Raw genomic sequence first — 19,021 nt, 5'->3', positions numbered from 1 at the left:
TTTCTATTTTATTTAATAAAATCAATAATTAATTATATCGAACTTACATTAAATGAAATGGATTCCAGAACTTTCAGTAAAGCGTCCGTTGTATCAAGTGAAGTCAGGCAGGCTATTTCCTGCTCACTTGCGGCACGTCTGATTTTAAATCCATCGTTTCTTGCAGTCTTTTTCTTACCAGCTGTATTTATTACCATATCGACAAGTCCTTTATAAATCAGCCCTAGCACATCGTGTTCATATTTTCCTTCTTCTTCAATTTTTCCAACTGTTTCAACACGAAGACCTTTTTCCTCAAAATATCTAGCTGTACCTTTCGTAGCCATTATATGATAACCTAACCGAGAAAATCTCTTAGCCAGTCCATAAGCTTCCTCTTTTGCAGTTCCACTAATTGTAAACAGTACACTTCCTTGATCCTTGACTTTAATTCCAGACGAAATCAGCCCTTTGTAAAGTGATTTTTCAAGGTTTTCATCACTTCCCATAACTTCTCCTGTGGACTTCATTTCAGGCCCCAGCGTTGTGTCCACATCTTTCAGTTTTTGAAAACTGAACACAGGAACTTTTGTATACACATGTTTGCTTTCTTCAATTAATCCTGTTTGGTATCCTTTACTTTTCAACGTTTCTCCAAGAATTCCCTTCATAGCAAGATTTGCCATAGGAACACCTGTAATCTTGCTTAAAAACGGAACTGTCCTTGAACTTCTAGGATTTACTTCCAGCACATAAACTTCCCCATCGCTAATTACATACTGAATATTCAAAAGCCCTATAATGTTTAATCCCTTTGCAAGCCTTGTTGTATAGTCAATTAATGTACGTTTTTGTGAATCTGTAATGCTTTGTGGAGGGTAAACCGCAATAGAATCTCCAGAATGGACTCCCGCTCTTTCGATATGCTCCATAATTCCAGGAATTACAACTGTTTCCCCATCACAAATTGCATCCACCTCGATTTCCTTTCCAACTAAATATCTGTCAGTAAGCACAGGATGATCAGGAGACACCTTTACAGCATTTTCCATATATTGACGCAATTCCTCTTCACGATATACGATTTCCATTGCTCTTCCACCTAATACGTAAGATGGACGCACTAGAACAGGGTATCCGATTTCAGCTGCATTTTTTACAGCAGTTTCCGTATCAAACGCAGTTTTTCCAAGTGGCTGGGGAATATTCAATTTATGCAGCAATGCCTCGAACTTATCACGGTTTTCCGCATTATCAATTTCTTCAAGCGCTGTTCCCAATATTTTAACACCATGCCTTGCCAATTTTTCAGCCAAGTTAATTGCCGTCTGTCCGCCAAACTGAACAACAACGCCTTCTGGCTGTTCAAGCTCAATTATCGCCATAACATCTTCTTCTGTAAGTGGCTCAAAATAAAGCTTATCTGAAATTGAAAAGTCCGTTGAAACAGTTTCTGGATTGTTATTTACAATAATTGCCTCATAACCAGACTCTTTTATTGCCTTCACAGCATGAACTGTAGCATAGTCAAATTCAACACCTTGCCCAATTCTTATAGGTCCTGAACCAAGTACAATAATTTTTTTCTTATCCCCCACAATACTTTCATTTTCCTGCTCATAAGTCGAGTAAAAATAAGGCGTTTCTGACTTAAATTCAGCCGCACAGGTGTCAACCATCTTAAACACAGGCTTAATATTGCATTTTTCACGAAGTTTGTAAACTTCATCTTCTGTCGTATTCCAACGGTGTGCAATAACTTTGTCTGAAAATCCATATCTTTTGGCAAACAGCAGTACATCCGGATTATTTACATTTGCCTTCAATTCCACTTCAATATCAATTATATTTTTCATTTTATCAAGGAAAAACATGTCAATTTTTGTCATATCATGTATTTCCTGCGGAGTAACTCCTCGTCTTAACGCTTCCCCAATGAAAAACAATCTTTCATCTCCAGCTTTCTGGATTCTTCTCAAAATGTATTCCAAACTAAATTCATCCCCATTTGGAAGCCCTAAGTGATGTACTCCGTACTCAAGCGAACGAATAGCTTTTAACAAACTTTCCTCATAAGTTCTTCCAATTGCCATTACTTCACCTGTTGCCTTCATTTGTGTACCTAAATGCCTATCCGCCTTTTCAAACTTATCAAACGGAAATCTCGGTATTTTACTTACAACATAGTCAAGTGACGGCTCGAAGCACGCATATGAATTTTTTGTAACAGGATTTATAATTTCATCAAGTGTTAATCCAACTGCAATTTTTGCGGCAATTTTCGCAATTGGATAACCTGTTGCCTTTGAAGCAAGTGCTGATGAACGCGACACCCTCGGATTTACCTCAATAATATAATAATTGAACGAATAGGGATCTAATGCCAGCTGAACGTTACATCCACCTTCTATTTTCAATGCTCTTATTATTTTCAGCGAAACATCTCTCAACATGTGGTATTCCCTGTCTGTCAATGTTTGCGAAGGTGCAACTACAATCGAATCTCCCGTGTGAATCCCAACTGGATCAATATTTTCCATATTGCAGACAACAATCGCTGTGTCATTGCTGTCACGCATTACTTCATACTCAATTTCCTTGTATCCTGAAATTGATTTTTCCAATAAACATTGAGTTACTGGCGAATATCTAAGTCCATTTGTAACAATATCTTCCAGTTCTTCATCATTATGGCATATTCCTCCACCAGTTCCTCCCATTGTAAAGGCAGGACGCACAATCACAGGATAACCAATTTTTTCCACAAATCTACGTGCCTCTTCCAAATTATGAATAATATCCGATTCAGGCACAGGCTCTCCCAGTTCATTCATCAAATCTCTGAACAGTTCCCTGTCTTCCGCTTGCTTAATTGAGTCAAGCTTAGTTCCTAGCAACTCTACTCCACATTCTTCCAGCACTCCCGCTTTGTGCAGTTCCACAGCCAGATTTAGCCCAACCTGCCCTCCAAGAGTAGGAAGCAAAGCATCTGGATGCTCTTTTCTTATAATTTTTGACACAAATTCAACAGTTAATGGCTCAATATATACTTTATCCGCAATTTCCTTATCTGTCATAATAGTTGCAGGATTGGAATTTACAAGGATAACCTTGTATCCTTCTTCACGCAATGATAAACACGCCTGTGTCCCCGCATAATCAAATTCAGCGGCCTGTCCAATAATAATCGGTCCAGATCCAATCACTAAAATCGTTTCTATATCTTTTCGTTTAGGCATTTCCCTACATCTCCTTGCTATTAATTTTTTTGCCAACATTTTTATTTCAATATTTTATAATTTTTAATTTCATGTAACAACTTTACCTAAAATAAACTAAAAAATTTGTTTTCAATCAATAATTCTAAAATTATTATTTTCGATTCTTTTTCATATTTTCAATAAATATATCAAATAAATAATTTGGGTCATGTGGACCTGGAGAAGCCTCTGGATGATACTGTACCGAAAATACTGGATATTTTTTATGTCTTACGCCTTCACAAGTCCTGTCATTTACTGCGATATGTGTCAATTCCAGCTCTGTATCCTTCAATGAGTCAATATCTACAGCATATCCGTGATTTTGTGCTGTAATATCAACTTTTCCAGTCCGTAAATTTATTACTGGCTGATTTGCCCCACGATGTCCGAATAGCAATTTATATGTTTTTGCTCCGCAGGCAAGTGAAATTAGCTGATGTCCCATACAAATTCCAAAAATTGGCACTTTATCTATTAATTCCCTAATTGTAGCAATTGTTTCTGGAACATCTATCGGATCTCCCGGTCCATTGCTTAACATTATTCCGTCTGGTTTTTGTCTTAAAATTTCTTTAGAAGTTGCATTATGTGGCATTACGACAATATCACAGTCTCTTGAGTTAAGTTCTCTCATAATTCCTGATTTCATTCCTAAGTCAAGAAGAACAACTCTCATCCCTCTTCCAGATGAAAGAAATGCCTTTTTTGTCGATACCTGTTCGATTTGATTGGTTGGCAATGAATTGATTTTTAAATTTTCTGCAATTTCTTGCGGGTCTTTGTCTGCACTAACGATGATCCCTTTAATCGTTCCATGCTCTCTTATTTTCTTTGTCAGACTACGTGTATCAATCCCAGAAATTCCTGGAATATTCAAATCCTTCAAAACTTCATCCAATGTAAATTCATTTCTAAAATTAGAAGGTTTTCTACATATTTCACGAGTTATAATTCCCTTAATACTTGGATTAATAGTTTCATAATCATCCCTATTTATCCCATAATTTCCAATTAACGGATAAGTAAATGTAATAATCTGCCCATTATACGATGGATCTGAAATAGTTTCCTGATATCCAGTCATCGCAGTATTAAAAACAACTTCTCCAGCCATTTCCACATCTGCTCCAAATCCATACCCCTTATACACACTACCATCTTCCAAAACAAGCTGTTTATCCAATGCGTACATAAATACTACCTCCCTAAATTTTAAATGATACTATTTGTTTTAAAATTTGTTCAATTGTCATTAACGTGTCTGATTGGCGATATAGCAAACTATTTTAATTCAAATCCTAGATATGTATTTAATAAAAATCTGAATGTATTTACTAACATCTCTAATCTCATAATTATACTATATTTTCAAAGTTTTATCAATAATGGCAAATCATTATTTTTTTAATTTTTACAAAAATAATTAATTTTAATATTTAAAAGATAAAATTAAAAATTCTCATTTTTCTTTAATGTTTATATGATACGATTAACTTGAAAAGAAAGATAAGGCATAATAAAAAATTATATTTAAAACAATAAATTGTTTACATCATAATATTAATAATAATTATATTTTAGGAGTGATTTATTATGAAAAAAATTTTAATTTCTATGTTTTTATTATTTAGTGCTTTAAGTTTTTCAAGATTTATCGAACAATGTGAAATTACTTCCAAAGGAACTTATAGAAATGGAGTTGGATATGTAAACTGTGTAAGTTTAGAATCTGGAAGACACTTTAATTTTACAAGAGTAAACTATAGAACTAGAAGCAATTTAGATCTAGGAGGAGTTTACAAGCTTTATTTTAATGGTCAAGGATACAAAAATTTATATTTAACATCATACGAATATCTATATTAATAAAAATGAAAGTATAAAAAATTATGATGTCAACAAATCAATACTTTAAATTTATAAAGAGCAGGTGATTAAATTACCTGCTTTTTCAAAACACATTTTTTTCTTAAATTTCTCTTATAAATAATATAAAAATATCGTATCTCAAAAGCAAAAATTTTCAATTATTATTTTCTAAAAATTATTTTTTTAAATAAAGAAAAATCTAGACTTTTATAAAATATAAGGTATAATTTATAATAAAGATTATGTTAAATTAAAAGTTGAAAATTTGTAGAAATAAATGAAGAAAGGAGGTAGTTCAATATGAAAAAAGTGTTATTATTTGTAATTGTGATTTTATTAGTAGGAGTGCAGTTATTCGCTGATTATTCAATAAAAAATAATAAAGTTTACTTTAAAGAAAAAATAATCAAAGGAGCAGATGCTAAGACTTTTAAAGAAATTAACTATGAATATTCTAAAGATAAAAGCAATGTTTATTATTATGGGGAAAAAATTGACGATGCTAATCCTGAAACTTTTAAGGAAATTAATGATGCAGGCCTTTTTTACATTGACAAAAGAAATGTATTCTTTAAAGGACAGAAAATAAAAGGGGCTGATGTCAAAACTTTTAAACTGTTAAATAATGGTCCTTATTCCAAAGATAAAAATTATATTTTCTTCAAAGAAGCACTAATTGATGATGCTGATTATGAGTCTTTTGAAGCAACTGACTCCATCTGTGCCAGAGATAAAAATGGCGTTTTCTATAAAGGGGCAAGAATGGAAAAAGACGATACTTTAAATTCTTGTGTTAAATACTATCAAAACAAATAAGATTATCTGCTCAATTTCTAAATTTATTGATTTACAATTCTATTACAAAATTTACAAACTCTCATTTTTCTTTAATATCTACATGCTAATATACAATTGAAAAAGAAAAATACAAAAAACATATTATACTTATTCACAATTACAATATTTGAAAACAAACTCAAAACTATTCACAATAACCTAATAAAATTTAAATTCTTTAAATTTGAACAATAGAATTGATTAATGTTACTTGAAATAACAAATGAAATTAAGACATATTAACATTATTTACGTTACTCTATCAGAAAAGCGGGGACTCAAAACCTGCTTTTTACTTAAAAAAGCTATTAACATTATTATTAAGAAACACAAATAAAGAGGTACTTGTATAAAAAAAATAACAAAAATTATTTTTATAATAACAATTTTAATTTTTTCTATAATTATAAATGGTTCTGCTATAAAAAATTATGATGTCGTAATGAACATAAATAAAGAATCATCATTGACAATTACAGAAAAAATAGAATATGAGTTCGCCGATTTAAATCATAGGGGCATTTTTAGAGATATTCTTTTAAGAAAAAAAGATAAAGAAAACTTAAAAAAAAGCCTTATTAAAATAAATTCTGTAACAATGAATGGGCAAAAAGTAAAACATACGTATGAAGAGTTTGATGAAGGACTTAGAATAAAAATCGGTTCAAAAGACAAAAAAATAACACAGCTTAAAAATATATATGAAATAACTTATACTATGTATACTGATATTTTTAAACATGAAGATATTCAACAAATATATTTCAATATAATACCACAATTCTGGAAAGTTCCAATAGAAAAAGCTAATGTTACAATAAGATTTTCTGATGGTCAACCAATAACAAGTGAAGAAATTAAAAAATTTGAGATTTATACAGGAAAAGCAGGAATAAACGAAAGAAATTATAAAATTTTACAGGAAAATGGAGAAATAAAATTTACAAACCAAAAACCATTAGCACCTCAAGAAGGAATTACATTTCTTTTAAATTTAAAAACAAATAAAATATCTCCAAGTTTTTCGGATAAATTAAAACTATTTTTTACAACCTCAAAAAATCTAACCTTCAGTTTAATACTTTCCTTTGTATCGTTAATTCTTATGTTAATTACAAAACTCACAGTTTTAAAACAGCCTTCCAAAAAAACAATTATACCCGAATTTGAAATTCCAGATGATATGTCTGCAATGTTTGTTTCCTATTTCGTAAATCAGGATGATGAGAAAAAAATAATTAGTACAGGAATTTTTTCGCTTTTGTGCAAAGATATCGAAATACAAAATACTCAAAAAAAACAACATTTTGAGAAAAAAGAAGAAAATTTAAAAGATAAAAAACAAGCCTTAAAAAAATTAAAGAAAAAGAAAGAAAAAATGGGAGAAAAATTTATCATACCAGACAAACCTAATGATGATACCATCCAAAATTTTTCTAATGGTGAACTTTATGAGGAAGAAAAAAAACTTTTTAAAGCTTTAGAAAAAAAGGAAAATAAATTTGTAATATCAGATCAACCTAAAAATAATATTATTAACATTTTTTTAAAAAGATATAATAAACTTTGTGAAAATAAAGATTTTTATTATTTAATCCCTTTATCTGCTATTATTATTGGCTATCTTGTAATTACATATAACGGAAACGTGGTAAACATTTCATCTATTATAGTAAATATATTAACTGCAATAATATTTGGTACTATTATTATAGCTTTAGTTTATTTTTATCGTATAATGTCAGGAAATAAAAAATTTTTGCAAAAAAATTTACTTGAAAAAATATTAACTATTCTGAAATGGATAATGATTTTCAGTATAATAAACGAAATGTATTCAGATAAAAATTTTTTAATTGCATCAGTATTTATTTTGTTATTAGTTGCCAATGCACTTTATTCACGTAATTTTCAAATATATTCTGAAGAAGGTTTACGAAAAAAAGAATATATCGAAGGTTTAAAAATGTATATAAAAACCGCTGAAGAAAATCAGATAAAAAAATTTGACAGTACTGAGGAGCTAGTAAAATATTTTAAAGGAATTTTACCTTACGCAGTAGCTTTGAATGTACAAAATGAAGCTATAAAACTGATGGAAAAGACAATCAAAATTAATTCAAGTCTAACAAGAAATGACGAAATGCTAAAAGAACTTAATAGTTTGTATGCATATTCGAGAAAAGAAGAAATGAAAGTAAAAATTAGGGAATCATATTCTTCTTCGTATAAAGGTTCAAGAAGTTCAACCTCTTCTTCATTCAGTGGTTCAGGAAGCGGCTATAGCAGTGGTGGCAGCGGTTACTCCAGCGACAGCGGTCACAGTGGGGGAGGTTCTGGTGGTGGAGGTGGCGGAGAATGGTAATTTCCCATCATTTTCTAAAAAAATAATTTAAAGTCTAATTTTAAATTTTGTAATTATAAACTTTTACTAAAACATAAAAGGAGGTAATTTAGATGAAAATTTCAAAAAATAAATTTTTAGGAATGTTAGTATTTTTATTGATTTCCAGCATTAGTATTTCAGGTCAGTATAAAGATGCATTAATAAGCCGTATGAATGATTTCCGTAACAGTGTATTTGCAAATGTAGATGAAGGCAATGATTTTCAAGAGAAGGAAGCTTTAAGAAAAATGGAAAAAGAATGGGACAAGGAACTGAACATTGTATATCAGAAAATAATGAAAGTCGCTGATCCTGTAACTAAGAACAAGCTCAGGAATGCACAACGTGCATGGATTAAATTTAGGGATTCTGAAGTAGAAAAAAGCTATTATACAAACAATCCTAACGGTGGAAGCATGGGAATTCTATTTTCACTTAATACTGCCGTAAAACTTACTGAAGAAAGAGCTGTTCAGCTGGCAGAAATGTATGATGCTTTAGACAAATAATTAAAATCACAATAACTTTAAGAAGGAATTGAAAAGTATGTACAAGAAAAATATATCTATAAAAGTTTTTATGCTTGTATTGGCTATATTAATGTTCATATCATGTTATGGAAAGACAAAGGTACTTACTATCTATACAAATCCATTAACAAAAAGCTATGCTTCACTAGGAAAAGGGAAATTACTGATTTCAAGAAGAAATGAATTTGATAGGGAAATAAAATTTGTTGCGAAAGTTGACAGAGTTACTGTAGAACATAATTATGTTGAATGGAATGATTCATATTTTTACCCTATTGGAACAGGATTTATAATTAAACCTCAAAGAAATGTAGTTTATAGCTTTATGGGAATCGTTCCTGAAGGAATTCCGGAAGCGAGATTAATAATTAGTTATAAGGGAGAACAGAAAGTGGTAATGATAGACTGGGGACTGGAAATGCAAGAAGATGCTCAAGAAAGCGAACATTATGACGTATATTTTTAAAATCTATTTTTTAACTAATATCAAATCTTAAAATAAATCAGTTTTATCACTATAGTTTTAAATAAAAGGAGATAACCTATGAAAAAAAATATTTTTTCTATTCTTACTTTAATCATTTTATTTACAGTCTGTTTTATTTCCAGTGCCATTTCAAGCGTAAAACTAATTTCAAGCGGGGATGAAAATAATGTTTTTGAAGCAGAAGGTACACTTCGCTTTGAATGGACTGATGAAGATGACTGTGAAAATAAGACTGAAATCTCTAAAACCTAAATTAGGATGTAATGCAACCTTATTATACAGTGAGTTGGTAAATGTTAAAGAAATAAAAGCACCAAAAATAAAATTATCTGATGAAAAATTTGATGAAAAAGTATACGGAAACTTTACTGTCGAATATGCTGTAAAGTCATCAGAACAGTCTGTAAATATTATGGAAAAACCTAGTGAAAAATCTAGAATTGTAAAAAAAATTGGAAAAAATGATATTGTAGGAGAAATACAGGATTTTGGAGAATGGGTTTTTGTATATTATCCTAATACATATCCTGATTTCACATATGGATATGTGCGTAAAAGTAAACTGAAGAAAAATATAAGACATCCTTTTGAAAATATTGATTTATTTCATTAGAATGTTATACAAAGAAAGAAGGGATTTTTATGAAAAAAGTATTAGTGCTGATAATGCTTATAATTACATGTATTTCATTTGGAAAAAATGATAATGGGGATAATATTACTACGGAAGCTAAAGGAATGCTGCGTTTTATATGGAACGATCATGGAAAATATAGTAAATCTTCAAAATTTCCTATAACAGGATTTGAGAATAATGGAACAGCAGGTTTTGCAATATATCTAGAATTTACTCCTGAAGATAAAGGGAAATTTATGAATCGTATTCTGACTGTATGGCCTGGAGATACATCTGGAAAAGTTAATGGAAAAGAAATGCATAATAGAATACTTAATATAGGAAAGGAAATATCTCCCGATATTGAAAGTAAAATGAAAAAAAATGAATGGGGATATGTTACTCAGCCTATAAAATTAACCTTAAAACTTGTTAAAAATTATGAAAGCTGCTGTGCAGTACATTATTATTATGCAGAAATAGTAAAATATGAAAAAATTCCATCAACAACAGTAAAAATACCCAAAAATATAGATGTGATGGACAATGGTGATAGAATATCATTTATTGGTGAGGATGATATAACATATATAATATATTCAAAAGAAGGTTATACAAATATAAGAAAAGGGCCTTCCAGAGAATATGATGTAATAAAAAAAATTCCAAATGATGCTAATGTAGAAATGATACAGGATTTTGGAGAATGGAAATATATCATATATTTTGAAGAAGGATCAAATGAACCTGGATACGGTTTTGTACATGAAAGTCAATTAAGAAAGGACTAATACTAAATAAGAAACTGTAATGGAATATCTGAAAAATCCAGAATTAAGAAATTATATTTAATAAATTTCTTAAATAAAATTATAATTAGAGGTGATTTAATATGAAAAAAGTATTAGTGCTGATAATGCTTATAATTACATGTATTTCATTTGGAAAAAATAGTAATGGTGATAATATTACTACGGAAGCTAAAGGAATGCTGCGTTTTGTATGGAGCAGAAATGGAAAATATAATAAAGATACTGTTCTTCCTATAACAGGAGAAGATGGAACAGGAGGTTTTGCAATATATTTGGAATTTACTCCTGAAGATAAAGAAAAATTTATGAATAATGTCCTGATTGTATGGCCTGGAAATACAGACGGAAGAATCGGTGGAAAAGAAATGTATAACAGAATACTCAATATAGGTAAGGAAATATCTCCGGATATTGAAAGCAAAATGAAAAAAAATGAATGGGGATATGTTACTCAGCCTGTAAAACTAACTTTAAAACCTGTTAAGATATATGCTGGCTGTTGTGCAGTAGATTATTTTTACGCAGAAATAGTAAAACATGAAAAAATTTCATCGATAACAGTCAAAATACCAAAAAATATGGATTTTGGAGAAAGTTTAAACAGAGTAATAGGTTCAGAAGATAATAAAGCATATACTATATATTCAAAAGAAGGTTATACGAATATAAGAAAAGGGCCTTCTAAACAATATGATATAATAAAGAAAATCCCAAATAATTATTATGCAGCAATAACACAGGATTTTGGAGAATGGAAATATATCATGTATTTTGAAGGAGGATCAGATAAAGTTGGATACGGTTTTGTACACAAAAGTCAATTAAAATTAGCAGAATAGTTTGTTAAAATAAAAAAAACAATTTATACAAATCAAACTCAAACCCCTTTAATATTAAAATACTAATGGGGTTTGAGTAAACTTTAATATTATATTTATTTCTTCAACAATTTATTTTCCAAAAATTTCAATGCCTTATTGACATCTGCCTCTTTTCCTTCCTCAGACACATATTCAATGTATTTCACATTATTATTTTCATCCACTATCATCAATGCTCTTGTTAAAAGCCCTTTTTCCTTTATGAAAAATCCATTTTGAATACCAAATTGATGATATTTAAAGTCAGAAACCGCTTTTAATCCGTTAATTTCATTGGCTGTACAGAATCTTTCCTGAGCAAATGGAGTGTCAACTGTCACAGAGTAAAATTTCACGTTTGTGTGAGTTTTGGCAGCTTCATTTAACTGTTTTGTCTGCAGTGAACAAACTTTTGTATCAAGTGACGGTGTTGTATAAATTACTTTTATATTTTTATCTTCAAAAATATTTTTTTCTTCTAATTTCGTATTTACAACTAAAGGCACTTCCCTTATTTTATCTCCAACTTTTAATTCTTTTCCAACAATTGTTACAGGAACTTTTCCCATTGTGATTTTTAAATTATTATCAGCTTTCAAAGTATCTAAATATTGTGCATATTCGGCATTTTGTCCTGCCTGTCCTGTTTCATTTTGTGTTTTTGGCTTATTTCCACAGGCAGCCAGAACTACTGCAGCTACTCCTAATAATAATATTTTTTTCATTTTTTCCTTCTTTCGTAATTTATCTGTTGTTTGTAAAAATTCAAATTGTATGATTTTTACAGTTTTAATTCAAACTATTTTTATCATTTCTATTTTGATACTTCTCTAATTAAACTCGGATTATACAATAAACTTTCATTTTTTCTTACTTCTTCAAAAGTATATGTTTTTAAAATTTTTCCATTTTCAAAAACACATTCCATTACGGAATCTTCATGATATTGATTTTCAGGTAAATCTGAAATATTTACTGTTTCAAATTCTCCATTTTTATTCTTTATCAAGTCAAGCCGTCCTTTTTTACTGACTTTTCCTTTATCTGTAACAGGATTTTTGTAAACATCTCTAACTTCATTTCCAATTTTTATACAGCTGCATTTCATGGCAAATTTATGAGTATCCCTGTTAATGCTAGATTTTTCATTTCCTTGCAAAAGTGAGCCTCCACAGCCTAAAGTAACATTTTCAGCAGAATATTTATTATCTTTTAAAGATTTATAAATATCCCAGATTGTATCTTCATTAATTCCATCACCTTGTAAAATACGAACTTTGTTAATTACTTTATATCCTTTGGAGTTTATAGTATAGCCAAAATTCTTTTCCAGACTTTCAAGTGCAAATAGAATATTTGTAATCGCATCTCCACTATCTGGACGTATTGTAACCATTCCATCTCTTGCCAATATTTTTTCACGTAAATCTTTTCCGATAATATTTTCTACCGCATTAAAAAAATTATAGCTGTCAAGAACGATTGAAACAATTCCTTTTGGAAATTTATCAAGCATATTTTCGTATGCCTCTTTTTCAAATTTTTGAGTCCATGAAGTCATTGTGCTATGTTCAGAAGCAGGCACGCTGTAAGCGGCTATTTTTTCATTATAATATTTACGGGCAAAAACAAGTGCATTTAAAGTATCCGTTCCATAAAAATTGGTAAGATGAGCCATTCCTCCAATTCCCGCACTTTCCTCGCTGGAAACACCACGATAACCAAAATCATGCAATTTAAACTTCAATTCTGACTCCACATTATCACTTGTTTCTTCTAAAAAGTGTTTTATAATCTGTTTTGCCTTGTATGAAAATGTCGCAACTGTAATTGGATACCATACTTTTAACAGCAATGTTTCCACCCAGCCTACAATCCAAGGTACATTTTTGTCAGTTGATTCAACTGTAACCAGCACATTATGATTTTTTACAACACTGCCTTCTGGCACAGTTCTAATTCTAAGTGGCAATTTTCCATCCAGTTTTTCTACAATATACCTCCATCCCTCTTCAAAAAACGGCAATCCATGCAATTCGCAAATTTCCTTAGCCTCATCTATCATTTCATTTGTAATTTTTTTTGTTAAATATTCCATTAAGTAATATTGCAATCCAAAAAATTTTACATATCCGTATAAGCCACCACGACTTTCGATATAATCGTGCATATACGTCATATTTTCTGGATATTGAAATGGATGTGTAATTTTATAAGAATCTGTCGATAGTATTAAATTTTTCATTTTTGTTTTGTATGATAATTACAAGTTATGTAAAAACCATACTCTCCTTCCCTATACTTTTTTATTTGTATATTCAATTATAACTCTTTTCCCTTTGAAAATATGCAAAAAATACAGTAAAACCTCTTTGAATTAAACAAAAAGATTTTTACTATAATAAGTTTTTTTTATTTTTCTAAAATTTTATCCGCCAAAACCAACGCTATTTTCTTTTCTCCAACCATAAATTCCACAATCATGCTTTTCATATCCACTTTTTTTATTTTCCCACGTCCAAATTTTTTGTGATTAACCACATCCCCAACTTTATATTTAGAATTAACATTTGAAGTTGTTTGAGAACCTGATTTTTTACCAAATGTTCCCAACTTATCTTTAGAAAATGGATTAAAGTTTTCTATTTTCGGTGTAAAACTTCTTGGAGCTGAAGATTGTCCTTTTAGGCTTGCGTATTTTCCGCCCACATATTCCAGATTGTCTTGCTTCATTTCATAGATAAATCTTGATGGACGACGTAAATTGTCATCTTTTCCCCAAATTTTTCTTGATGAAGAATAAGAAATAAACAGTTCTTTTTTAGCACGAGTTATCGCTACATAGCAAAGCCTACGCTCTTCTTCCAGCTCTTCTTCAGGAGAATCAAAAGAAATTGACGGAAATAGCCCATCTTCCATTCCCGCAAGAAAGACATAATCAAATTCCAGTCCTTTTGAACTGTGAATTGTCATAAGTTTTACATAATTTTCATCATCTTCCATTTCATCGGTTGACGAACTTAAAGAAATCATATCAAGATATTCATTTAAACTCATATTAGGATTTTGTTTTTCAAGTTCTATAATACTATTTAACAATTCTTCGATATTTTTAACTCTATCTTCTTTATTATCTTCAATCGAGTCAATATAACGAGTTCTAATTAATATTTCATCAAATATTTCCTTAATTGACATTTCTTCAAGACTTGAGTAAATGCCTTGCATTAAATTGTAAAATTCCTTTAATGCCAGCTTTGTAGCTGCTCTTACTGGAATTTCATCAATGTAGTGAAGTGCTTCAAGCATGGAAATATTTTTTTCATTTGCAACTTCCTGTATTTTTTCCAGCGTCTTTTCTCCAACAGAACGTTTTGGAACATTAATTATACGATAAAAATTATGATTATCATTTTTATTATTTAAAAGGCTTAAATATGCCAATATATCCTTTATTTCCTTACGTTGAAAGAACTGCATCCCGCCGTAAATTTTGTAAGGAATATTTGCAGACAGCAGTTTTTCCTCCAAAACTCTTGACTGTGCATTTGTCCTGTACAAAATCGTCATATCCTTGTAATCGGCACCGACTCTTTTCTTTTTCTTCATCTCTGACACAATGAAATCCGCTTCATCATAAACAGTCATTGCATTATAAATCTTTATTTTTTCTCCATCTGAGCCATCTGTCCAAAGTGTTTTCCCTTTTGAACTTTTATTATTTTTAATAAGCTCATTGGCTGTATCCAGTATTTTTTTTGTAGAACGGTAATTTCTTTCCAGTTTTACCGTAAATGCTTCCTTGTAATCTCTCTCAAAATTCAGAATGTTATTAATATTTGCCCCACGAAATGCATAAATACTTTGATCCTCATCTCCTACGACACAGATATTCCGATATTTTGCTGCAATCAGATTAATCATTTCATACTGAATATCGTTAGTATCCTGATACTCATCCACCACAATATACTGATACCTTTCCTGTATTTTTTCCAAGACAAAGGCATCATCCAGCAATTTTCTCGCATTCAAAAGCAAATCTGAAAAATCCATCGCATTATTTGCCCTCAAAACTTCATTATACTTCTGATAAATCTCGCCAAAAAGCCTGTTCGCAGGAATCCTCATATCAATTTCACGTTCAAGCTCCTTTATTCCTATCCCCTGTTCCTTCAATTTACTGATTCTATTTGCAAGTTTTCCTGGCTGAACATTGTCATTATCCTTAATTCCCATATCCTTTTTTATCTTTGTAATAATTGACTTCTGATCATCCACATCATAAATATTAAAATTTCGCCCATATCCAATTCTTTCAGAATAAGTTTTAAGCAATCTTACCGAAAACGAGTGAAATGTAGAAACTACAAGATTATTCGCCTCATGTCCAATAAGTGCCGCAGCCCTTTCTTTCATCTCCCTCGCCGCCTTATTCGTAAAAGTAAGTGCCAGAATATTAAGCGGCGAAATCCCTATCTCTTTTACCATGTGTGCGATTCTATAAGTAACTGTACGTGTTTTACCGCTTCCCGCTCCAGCCAGTATCAATACAGGCCCTTCTATTTTTTCCGCAGCTTTTCTCTGCTCTTCATTTAATTCATCTAAAATACTGCTCATATTTCTCCTTTTTTATATAATTTCTATATTTTTTATAAATACTTAATAATAAAAATGATATTTTTATCTTAAAATTGTATAATTAAATTTTAGAACTCCAAATTCTCATTTGTTGAATAATAGCTACTTTGTATTTCTATATCTAATTTCATTTTTTCTATTCCTGAAAATTTTATTTTTTTTCTACTGAAAGTTTTTAAATATTCAGCATCATATTTATTTTTTTGAAATTCAGATACTGGTATTACACTATCAGAATTAACAAAATATTCTTCTTCCCAATTTCTTCCATCATATTTAAAGTTTAAGTTTTTTTGTTTTAAAATTTCTGTTATTACTTTTTTATCAGATTTAAAAACAGGAAAATACTTTCCATCTTTGCCTTTCTTCTCAGCAGGATAATTACTAGGATTATAAGAATACCCTTCATCATCAGTAATGTTAAAATCTGCTATTTTAAATACTATTGCATCATTTATTTCAGCAATTCCAGTTATTATTATATTACCTCTAAAATTAATATCTCCTTGTCCATCAGCACAACCCACGCCATGTCCGTCATCACTACCACCATTTGGTTCTAAACAAATTCTTTCTCTTAAATTGTTCCTATAAAACGGAAACCAACTACCATCAACATATCCACCCTCATATCTTTCTGCAAATACATTAAAACTGAAAATAATACATACCAATATGATTAAATTTTTCATCTTTTTTCCTTTCTTATTCAAATCTATCACAACCCCAACGAGAATAATATAACTTTTTTCCATTAGGAGTTGCACAAATGTCAAATCCATTATCATTGTTTAAAATTAATTTTGTTGGTATAATATCTAAAACTGTTCTTCCTGTTTTTATATTTTTTTTCTCTGAACCAATAAATTTTAAATATTTATCATCCTCAATTAATCGATTATTAATAGTCTTATCAGTCATAATTATTGGAATAAAAGTTTTGTTTTGTTCATTTGGATAGTTGTCTTTTGTATAGACATTTCCATTAATATCAGTTAATTTAAAATCTGTTACTTTTAAATGAATATATTTAAGTACTCTATCAGATTTTAACATTTCATCTTTTCCATATTCCATTTCTACTCCAATAACATCTATCTCCAGAGTTTTAAACCTATGATATTTTTCTTTCATTACTTCTTCTTTTCCTAAAAAAGTTCCATCATACCAAGCATACCATTTTCCATCAATATAACCTCCTTTTACTGGAACGTTATTTCTTTTTTCAATTACGCTTAACTCTATAGTTTTATTACTATAATGATTCTTGATTGTATTTTGTAAATCAGAAAAACCTAAATTAAAAACTAAAAACAAATTTAAAAATAATATAATTTTTTTCATAAAATTCTCCTATTCTTCATTTTAATAATCTTCATCTAAAAATTCCTCTTCAGAAACTGTTGGCACTCCCAAAGTACTTCCATAAACTTCTACTAAATCTTCATCTACAATTTTAGCACCTTGTTCTTTTATATTTTTTGAAGTTATAGGTAGAATGAATCCATCTGGTAAATTTTTGTAAGCTGTTCCACGCATTTGCATGTGCATTCTTAGTATATTATTATCTGAATTATATTTTGCTTGAGCAAGATTTACAACAGGAATGAAAAATAATTTTTTTCTAATATCATAATTAGTATTCACATCTATATAGTCAAATAAAACTGTAACATTCCTTACAACTTTATCATCCACTCTACATAAAGCAGCTCTAAAAGTTGTTGTCCCAGTATATTCATCCACCTTATTTACTTTTGCTTTCCCAATTCCTAAGCAATAACCACTCATATTATAATTATCATCTTTAATATTAAACGAACTATTAGCCTGTGCCACAAAAGTTAATATAAAAATCCCTAACAAAATAAATTTTTTCATTTCAAATCTCTCCTTTAAATTTTTAAAATTATTCTTAATTTCTCTCTCAAATTTTAATCTATCGCATGAAATTCCATTGTTAAAGGATCTTTACCAATTTTTTCAGCCCACTGCATTGAATCTGTTTTTAATTTGCCTGTTTTCTTATTTACTTGATAACTAAATAATCGTGGTGCTACACCTGAATCTCCACCACATTTTTCATTATCACTACGAATATCGAAATAATAGTAATTTTCATCTTGTCCGCTATCTAAGGTCATTATACAATTAACATCAACTAAATCATGTTTAATGATAGATTTTCGCACCAACTGATATGCTTCTTCTGAACTGCTTATTGATTTAGTTTTAGCAATTTTTTGTTTTCTTATATTCTCATCAGAAACTAAATCACTTTCTAAAACTATTTTCCATTCACCATTAATTTTTTCAAATACTAAATATGATGGATAATCTTTTATACCCTTTTTTGTTGTAACTTCTTTCACAAATTCTGCTTTCACTTGTTTATTTGAGATTTTTTCTACTTTAATATTACCTTTTAATACTTGCCCATAAACTGGATTTTTTTCAAAAAATTTCTTTTGGTCTTTAATATAATAATCTCTCGATACTGTTGTCTGATAGTATTCAATTCTATCTGCTAATATTTTTTCCAATGTATCAAAATCTGCATTACTTGAAGCTTCATTCCAAATATTTACCATTTCTTTAATTTCATCTTCCATTGTTTTAGTTCTTAATTCAGTATTTTGAACAGAATTTTTTTTATTGCCATTTTTAATTTCCTGATTTTTCTTTCCGCAAGCAATTACACAAAAGCTAAGCAAAACAATAATCAATAATTTTTTCATTCT

General features: G+C 29.8%; 18 protein-coding genes. 9 read left to right on the top strand and 9 right to left on the bottom strand.

The genetic code is table 11. The features are described 5' to 3' along the window. Positions 1 to 32: 32 nt before the first annotated feature. Together carB and carA are read right to left on the bottom strand one after the other, a co-directional pair. Complete coding sequence (carB, locus tag ACZ5B9_RS05120) at positions 33 to 3,218, bottom strand: carbamoyl-phosphate synthase large subunit (protein ID WP_464423636.1); 3,186 nt, start codon at positions 3,216 to 3,218, stop codon at positions 33 to 35. A gap of 133 nt (positions 3,219 to 3,351) precedes the next feature. Then, positions 3,352 to 4,434 (bottom strand): glutamine-hydrolyzing carbamoyl-phosphate synthase small subunit, encoded by a 1,083-nt coding sequence (carA, locus tag ACZ5B9_RS05115; protein ID WP_464423635.1) that lies wholly within the window; start codon positions 4,432 to 4,434, stop codon positions 3,352 to 3,354. 401 nt (positions 4,435 to 4,835) lie between these two features. Between carA and ACZ5B9_RS05110 the strand changes: the two genes are divergently transcribed. The 9 genes from ACZ5B9_RS05110 (at position 4,836) to ACZ5B9_RS05070 (ending at position 11,618) form a co-directional block, all read left to right on the top strand. Further along, entirely contained in the window at positions 4,836 to 5,108 is a 273-nt protein-coding gene (locus ACZ5B9_RS05110) for a hypothetical protein (protein WP_021768303.1), read from the top strand. Between the two features lie 303 nt (positions 5,109 to 5,411). Beyond that, positions 5,412 to 5,927, top strand: a complete 516-nt coding sequence (locus ACZ5B9_RS05105) for a DKNYY domain-containing protein (RefSeq protein WP_071124599.1) — start codon at positions 5,412 to 5,414, stop codon at positions 5,925 to 5,927. A 463-nt stretch (positions 5,928 to 6,390) separates the two neighbouring features. Then, positions 6,391 to 8,313, top strand: a complete 1,923-nt coding sequence (locus ACZ5B9_RS05100; RefSeq protein WP_464423634.1) for a DUF2207 domain-containing protein — start codon at positions 6,391 to 6,393, stop codon at positions 8,311 to 8,313. 92 nt (positions 8,314 to 8,405) lie between these two features. After that, a complete protein-coding gene (locus ACZ5B9_RS05095) occupies positions 8,406 to 8,843 on the top strand; it encodes a lysozyme inhibitor LprI family protein (RefSeq protein ID WP_464423633.1) in 438 nt (145 codons plus the stop codon). A 37-nt stretch (positions 8,844 to 8,880) separates the two neighbouring features. Further along, complete coding sequence (locus tag ACZ5B9_RS05090; protein ID WP_464423632.1) at positions 8,881 to 9,330, top strand: hypothetical protein; 450 nt, start codon at positions 8,881 to 8,883, stop codon at positions 9,328 to 9,330. A 78-nt stretch (positions 9,331 to 9,408) separates the two neighbouring features. Beyond that, positions 9,409 to 9,603: a hypothetical protein gene (locus ACZ5B9_RS05085; RefSeq protein WP_464423631.1), complete on the top strand. Its 195-nt coding sequence runs from the start codon at positions 9,409 to 9,411 to the stop codon at positions 9,601 to 9,603. Then, the gene (locus ACZ5B9_RS05080) at positions 9,572 to 9,964 is read left to right on the top strand and encodes an SH3 domain-containing protein (protein WP_464423630.1); all 393 of its coding nucleotides are present in this window, start codon (positions 9,572 to 9,574) and stop codon (positions 9,962 to 9,964) included. The genes ACZ5B9_RS05085 and ACZ5B9_RS05080 overlap by 32 nt, the downstream gene beginning before the upstream one ends. Before the next feature lie 29 nt (positions 9,965 to 9,993). Continuing rightward, on the top strand, positions 9,994 to 10,758 hold the full coding sequence (locus tag ACZ5B9_RS05075; protein WP_464423629.1) for an SH3 domain-containing protein: 765 nt from the start codon (positions 9,994 to 9,996) through the stop codon (positions 10,756 to 10,758). 101 nt (positions 10,759 to 10,859) lie between these two features. Next, a complete protein-coding gene (locus ACZ5B9_RS05070) occupies positions 10,860 to 11,618 on the top strand; it encodes an SH3 domain-containing protein (RefSeq protein ID WP_464423628.1) in 759 nt (252 codons plus the stop codon). Positions 11,619 to 11,713: 95 nt separating this feature from the next. Here ACZ5B9_RS05070 and tpx read toward each other — a convergent pair whose 3' ends face one another. The 7 genes from tpx to ACZ5B9_RS05035 all read right to left on the bottom strand — a co-directional run bounded on the left by tpx (position 11,714) and on the right by ACZ5B9_RS05035 (position 19,018). Beyond that, positions 11,714 to 12,364, bottom strand: a complete 651-nt coding sequence (tpx, locus tag ACZ5B9_RS05065; protein WP_464423627.1) for a thiol peroxidase — start codon at positions 12,362 to 12,364, stop codon at positions 11,714 to 11,716. An 89-nt stretch (positions 12,365 to 12,453) separates the two neighbouring features. Continuing rightward, positions 12,454 to 13,884, bottom strand: coding sequence for a nicotinate phosphoribosyltransferase (locus ACZ5B9_RS05060; RefSeq protein WP_015769615.1), 1,431 nt, complete (start codon positions 13,882 to 13,884; stop codon positions 12,454 to 12,456). 167 nt (positions 13,885 to 14,051) lie between these two features. Then, positions 14,052 to 16,259: an ATP-dependent helicase gene (locus tag ACZ5B9_RS05055; protein ID WP_464423626.1), complete on the bottom strand. Its 2,208-nt coding sequence runs from the start codon at positions 16,257 to 16,259 to the stop codon at positions 14,052 to 14,054. Positions 16,260 to 16,348: 89 nt separating this feature from the next. After that, positions 16,349 to 16,972 (bottom strand): hypothetical protein, encoded by a 624-nt coding sequence (locus ACZ5B9_RS05050; protein WP_464423625.1) that lies wholly within the window; start codon positions 16,970 to 16,972, stop codon positions 16,349 to 16,351. Between the two features lie 13 nt (positions 16,973 to 16,985). Further along, positions 16,986 to 17,624 (bottom strand): hypothetical protein, encoded by a 639-nt coding sequence (locus ACZ5B9_RS05045; RefSeq protein WP_464423624.1) that lies wholly within the window; start codon positions 17,622 to 17,624, stop codon positions 16,986 to 16,988. Between the two features lie 21 nt (positions 17,625 to 17,645). Beyond that, the gene (locus ACZ5B9_RS05040; RefSeq protein ID WP_464423623.1) at positions 17,646 to 18,161 is read right to left on the bottom strand and encodes a hypothetical protein; all 516 of its coding nucleotides are present in this window, start codon (positions 18,159 to 18,161) and stop codon (positions 17,646 to 17,648) included. Positions 18,162 to 18,214: 53 nt separating this feature from the next. Next, positions 18,215 to 19,018 carry a DUF4431 domain-containing protein gene (locus ACZ5B9_RS05035; RefSeq protein ID WP_464423622.1) on the bottom strand — a complete coding sequence of 268 codons (804 nt, stop codon included), beginning with the start codon at positions 19,016 to 19,018 and terminating at the stop codon, positions 18,215 to 18,217. Positions 19,019 to 19,021 lie beyond the last annotated feature (3 nt).

The sequence above is a fragment of the Leptotrichia sp. SK-5 genome (genome assembly GCF_055387215.1).
This window is presented reverse-complemented; position numbering and strand designations above follow the sequence as displayed.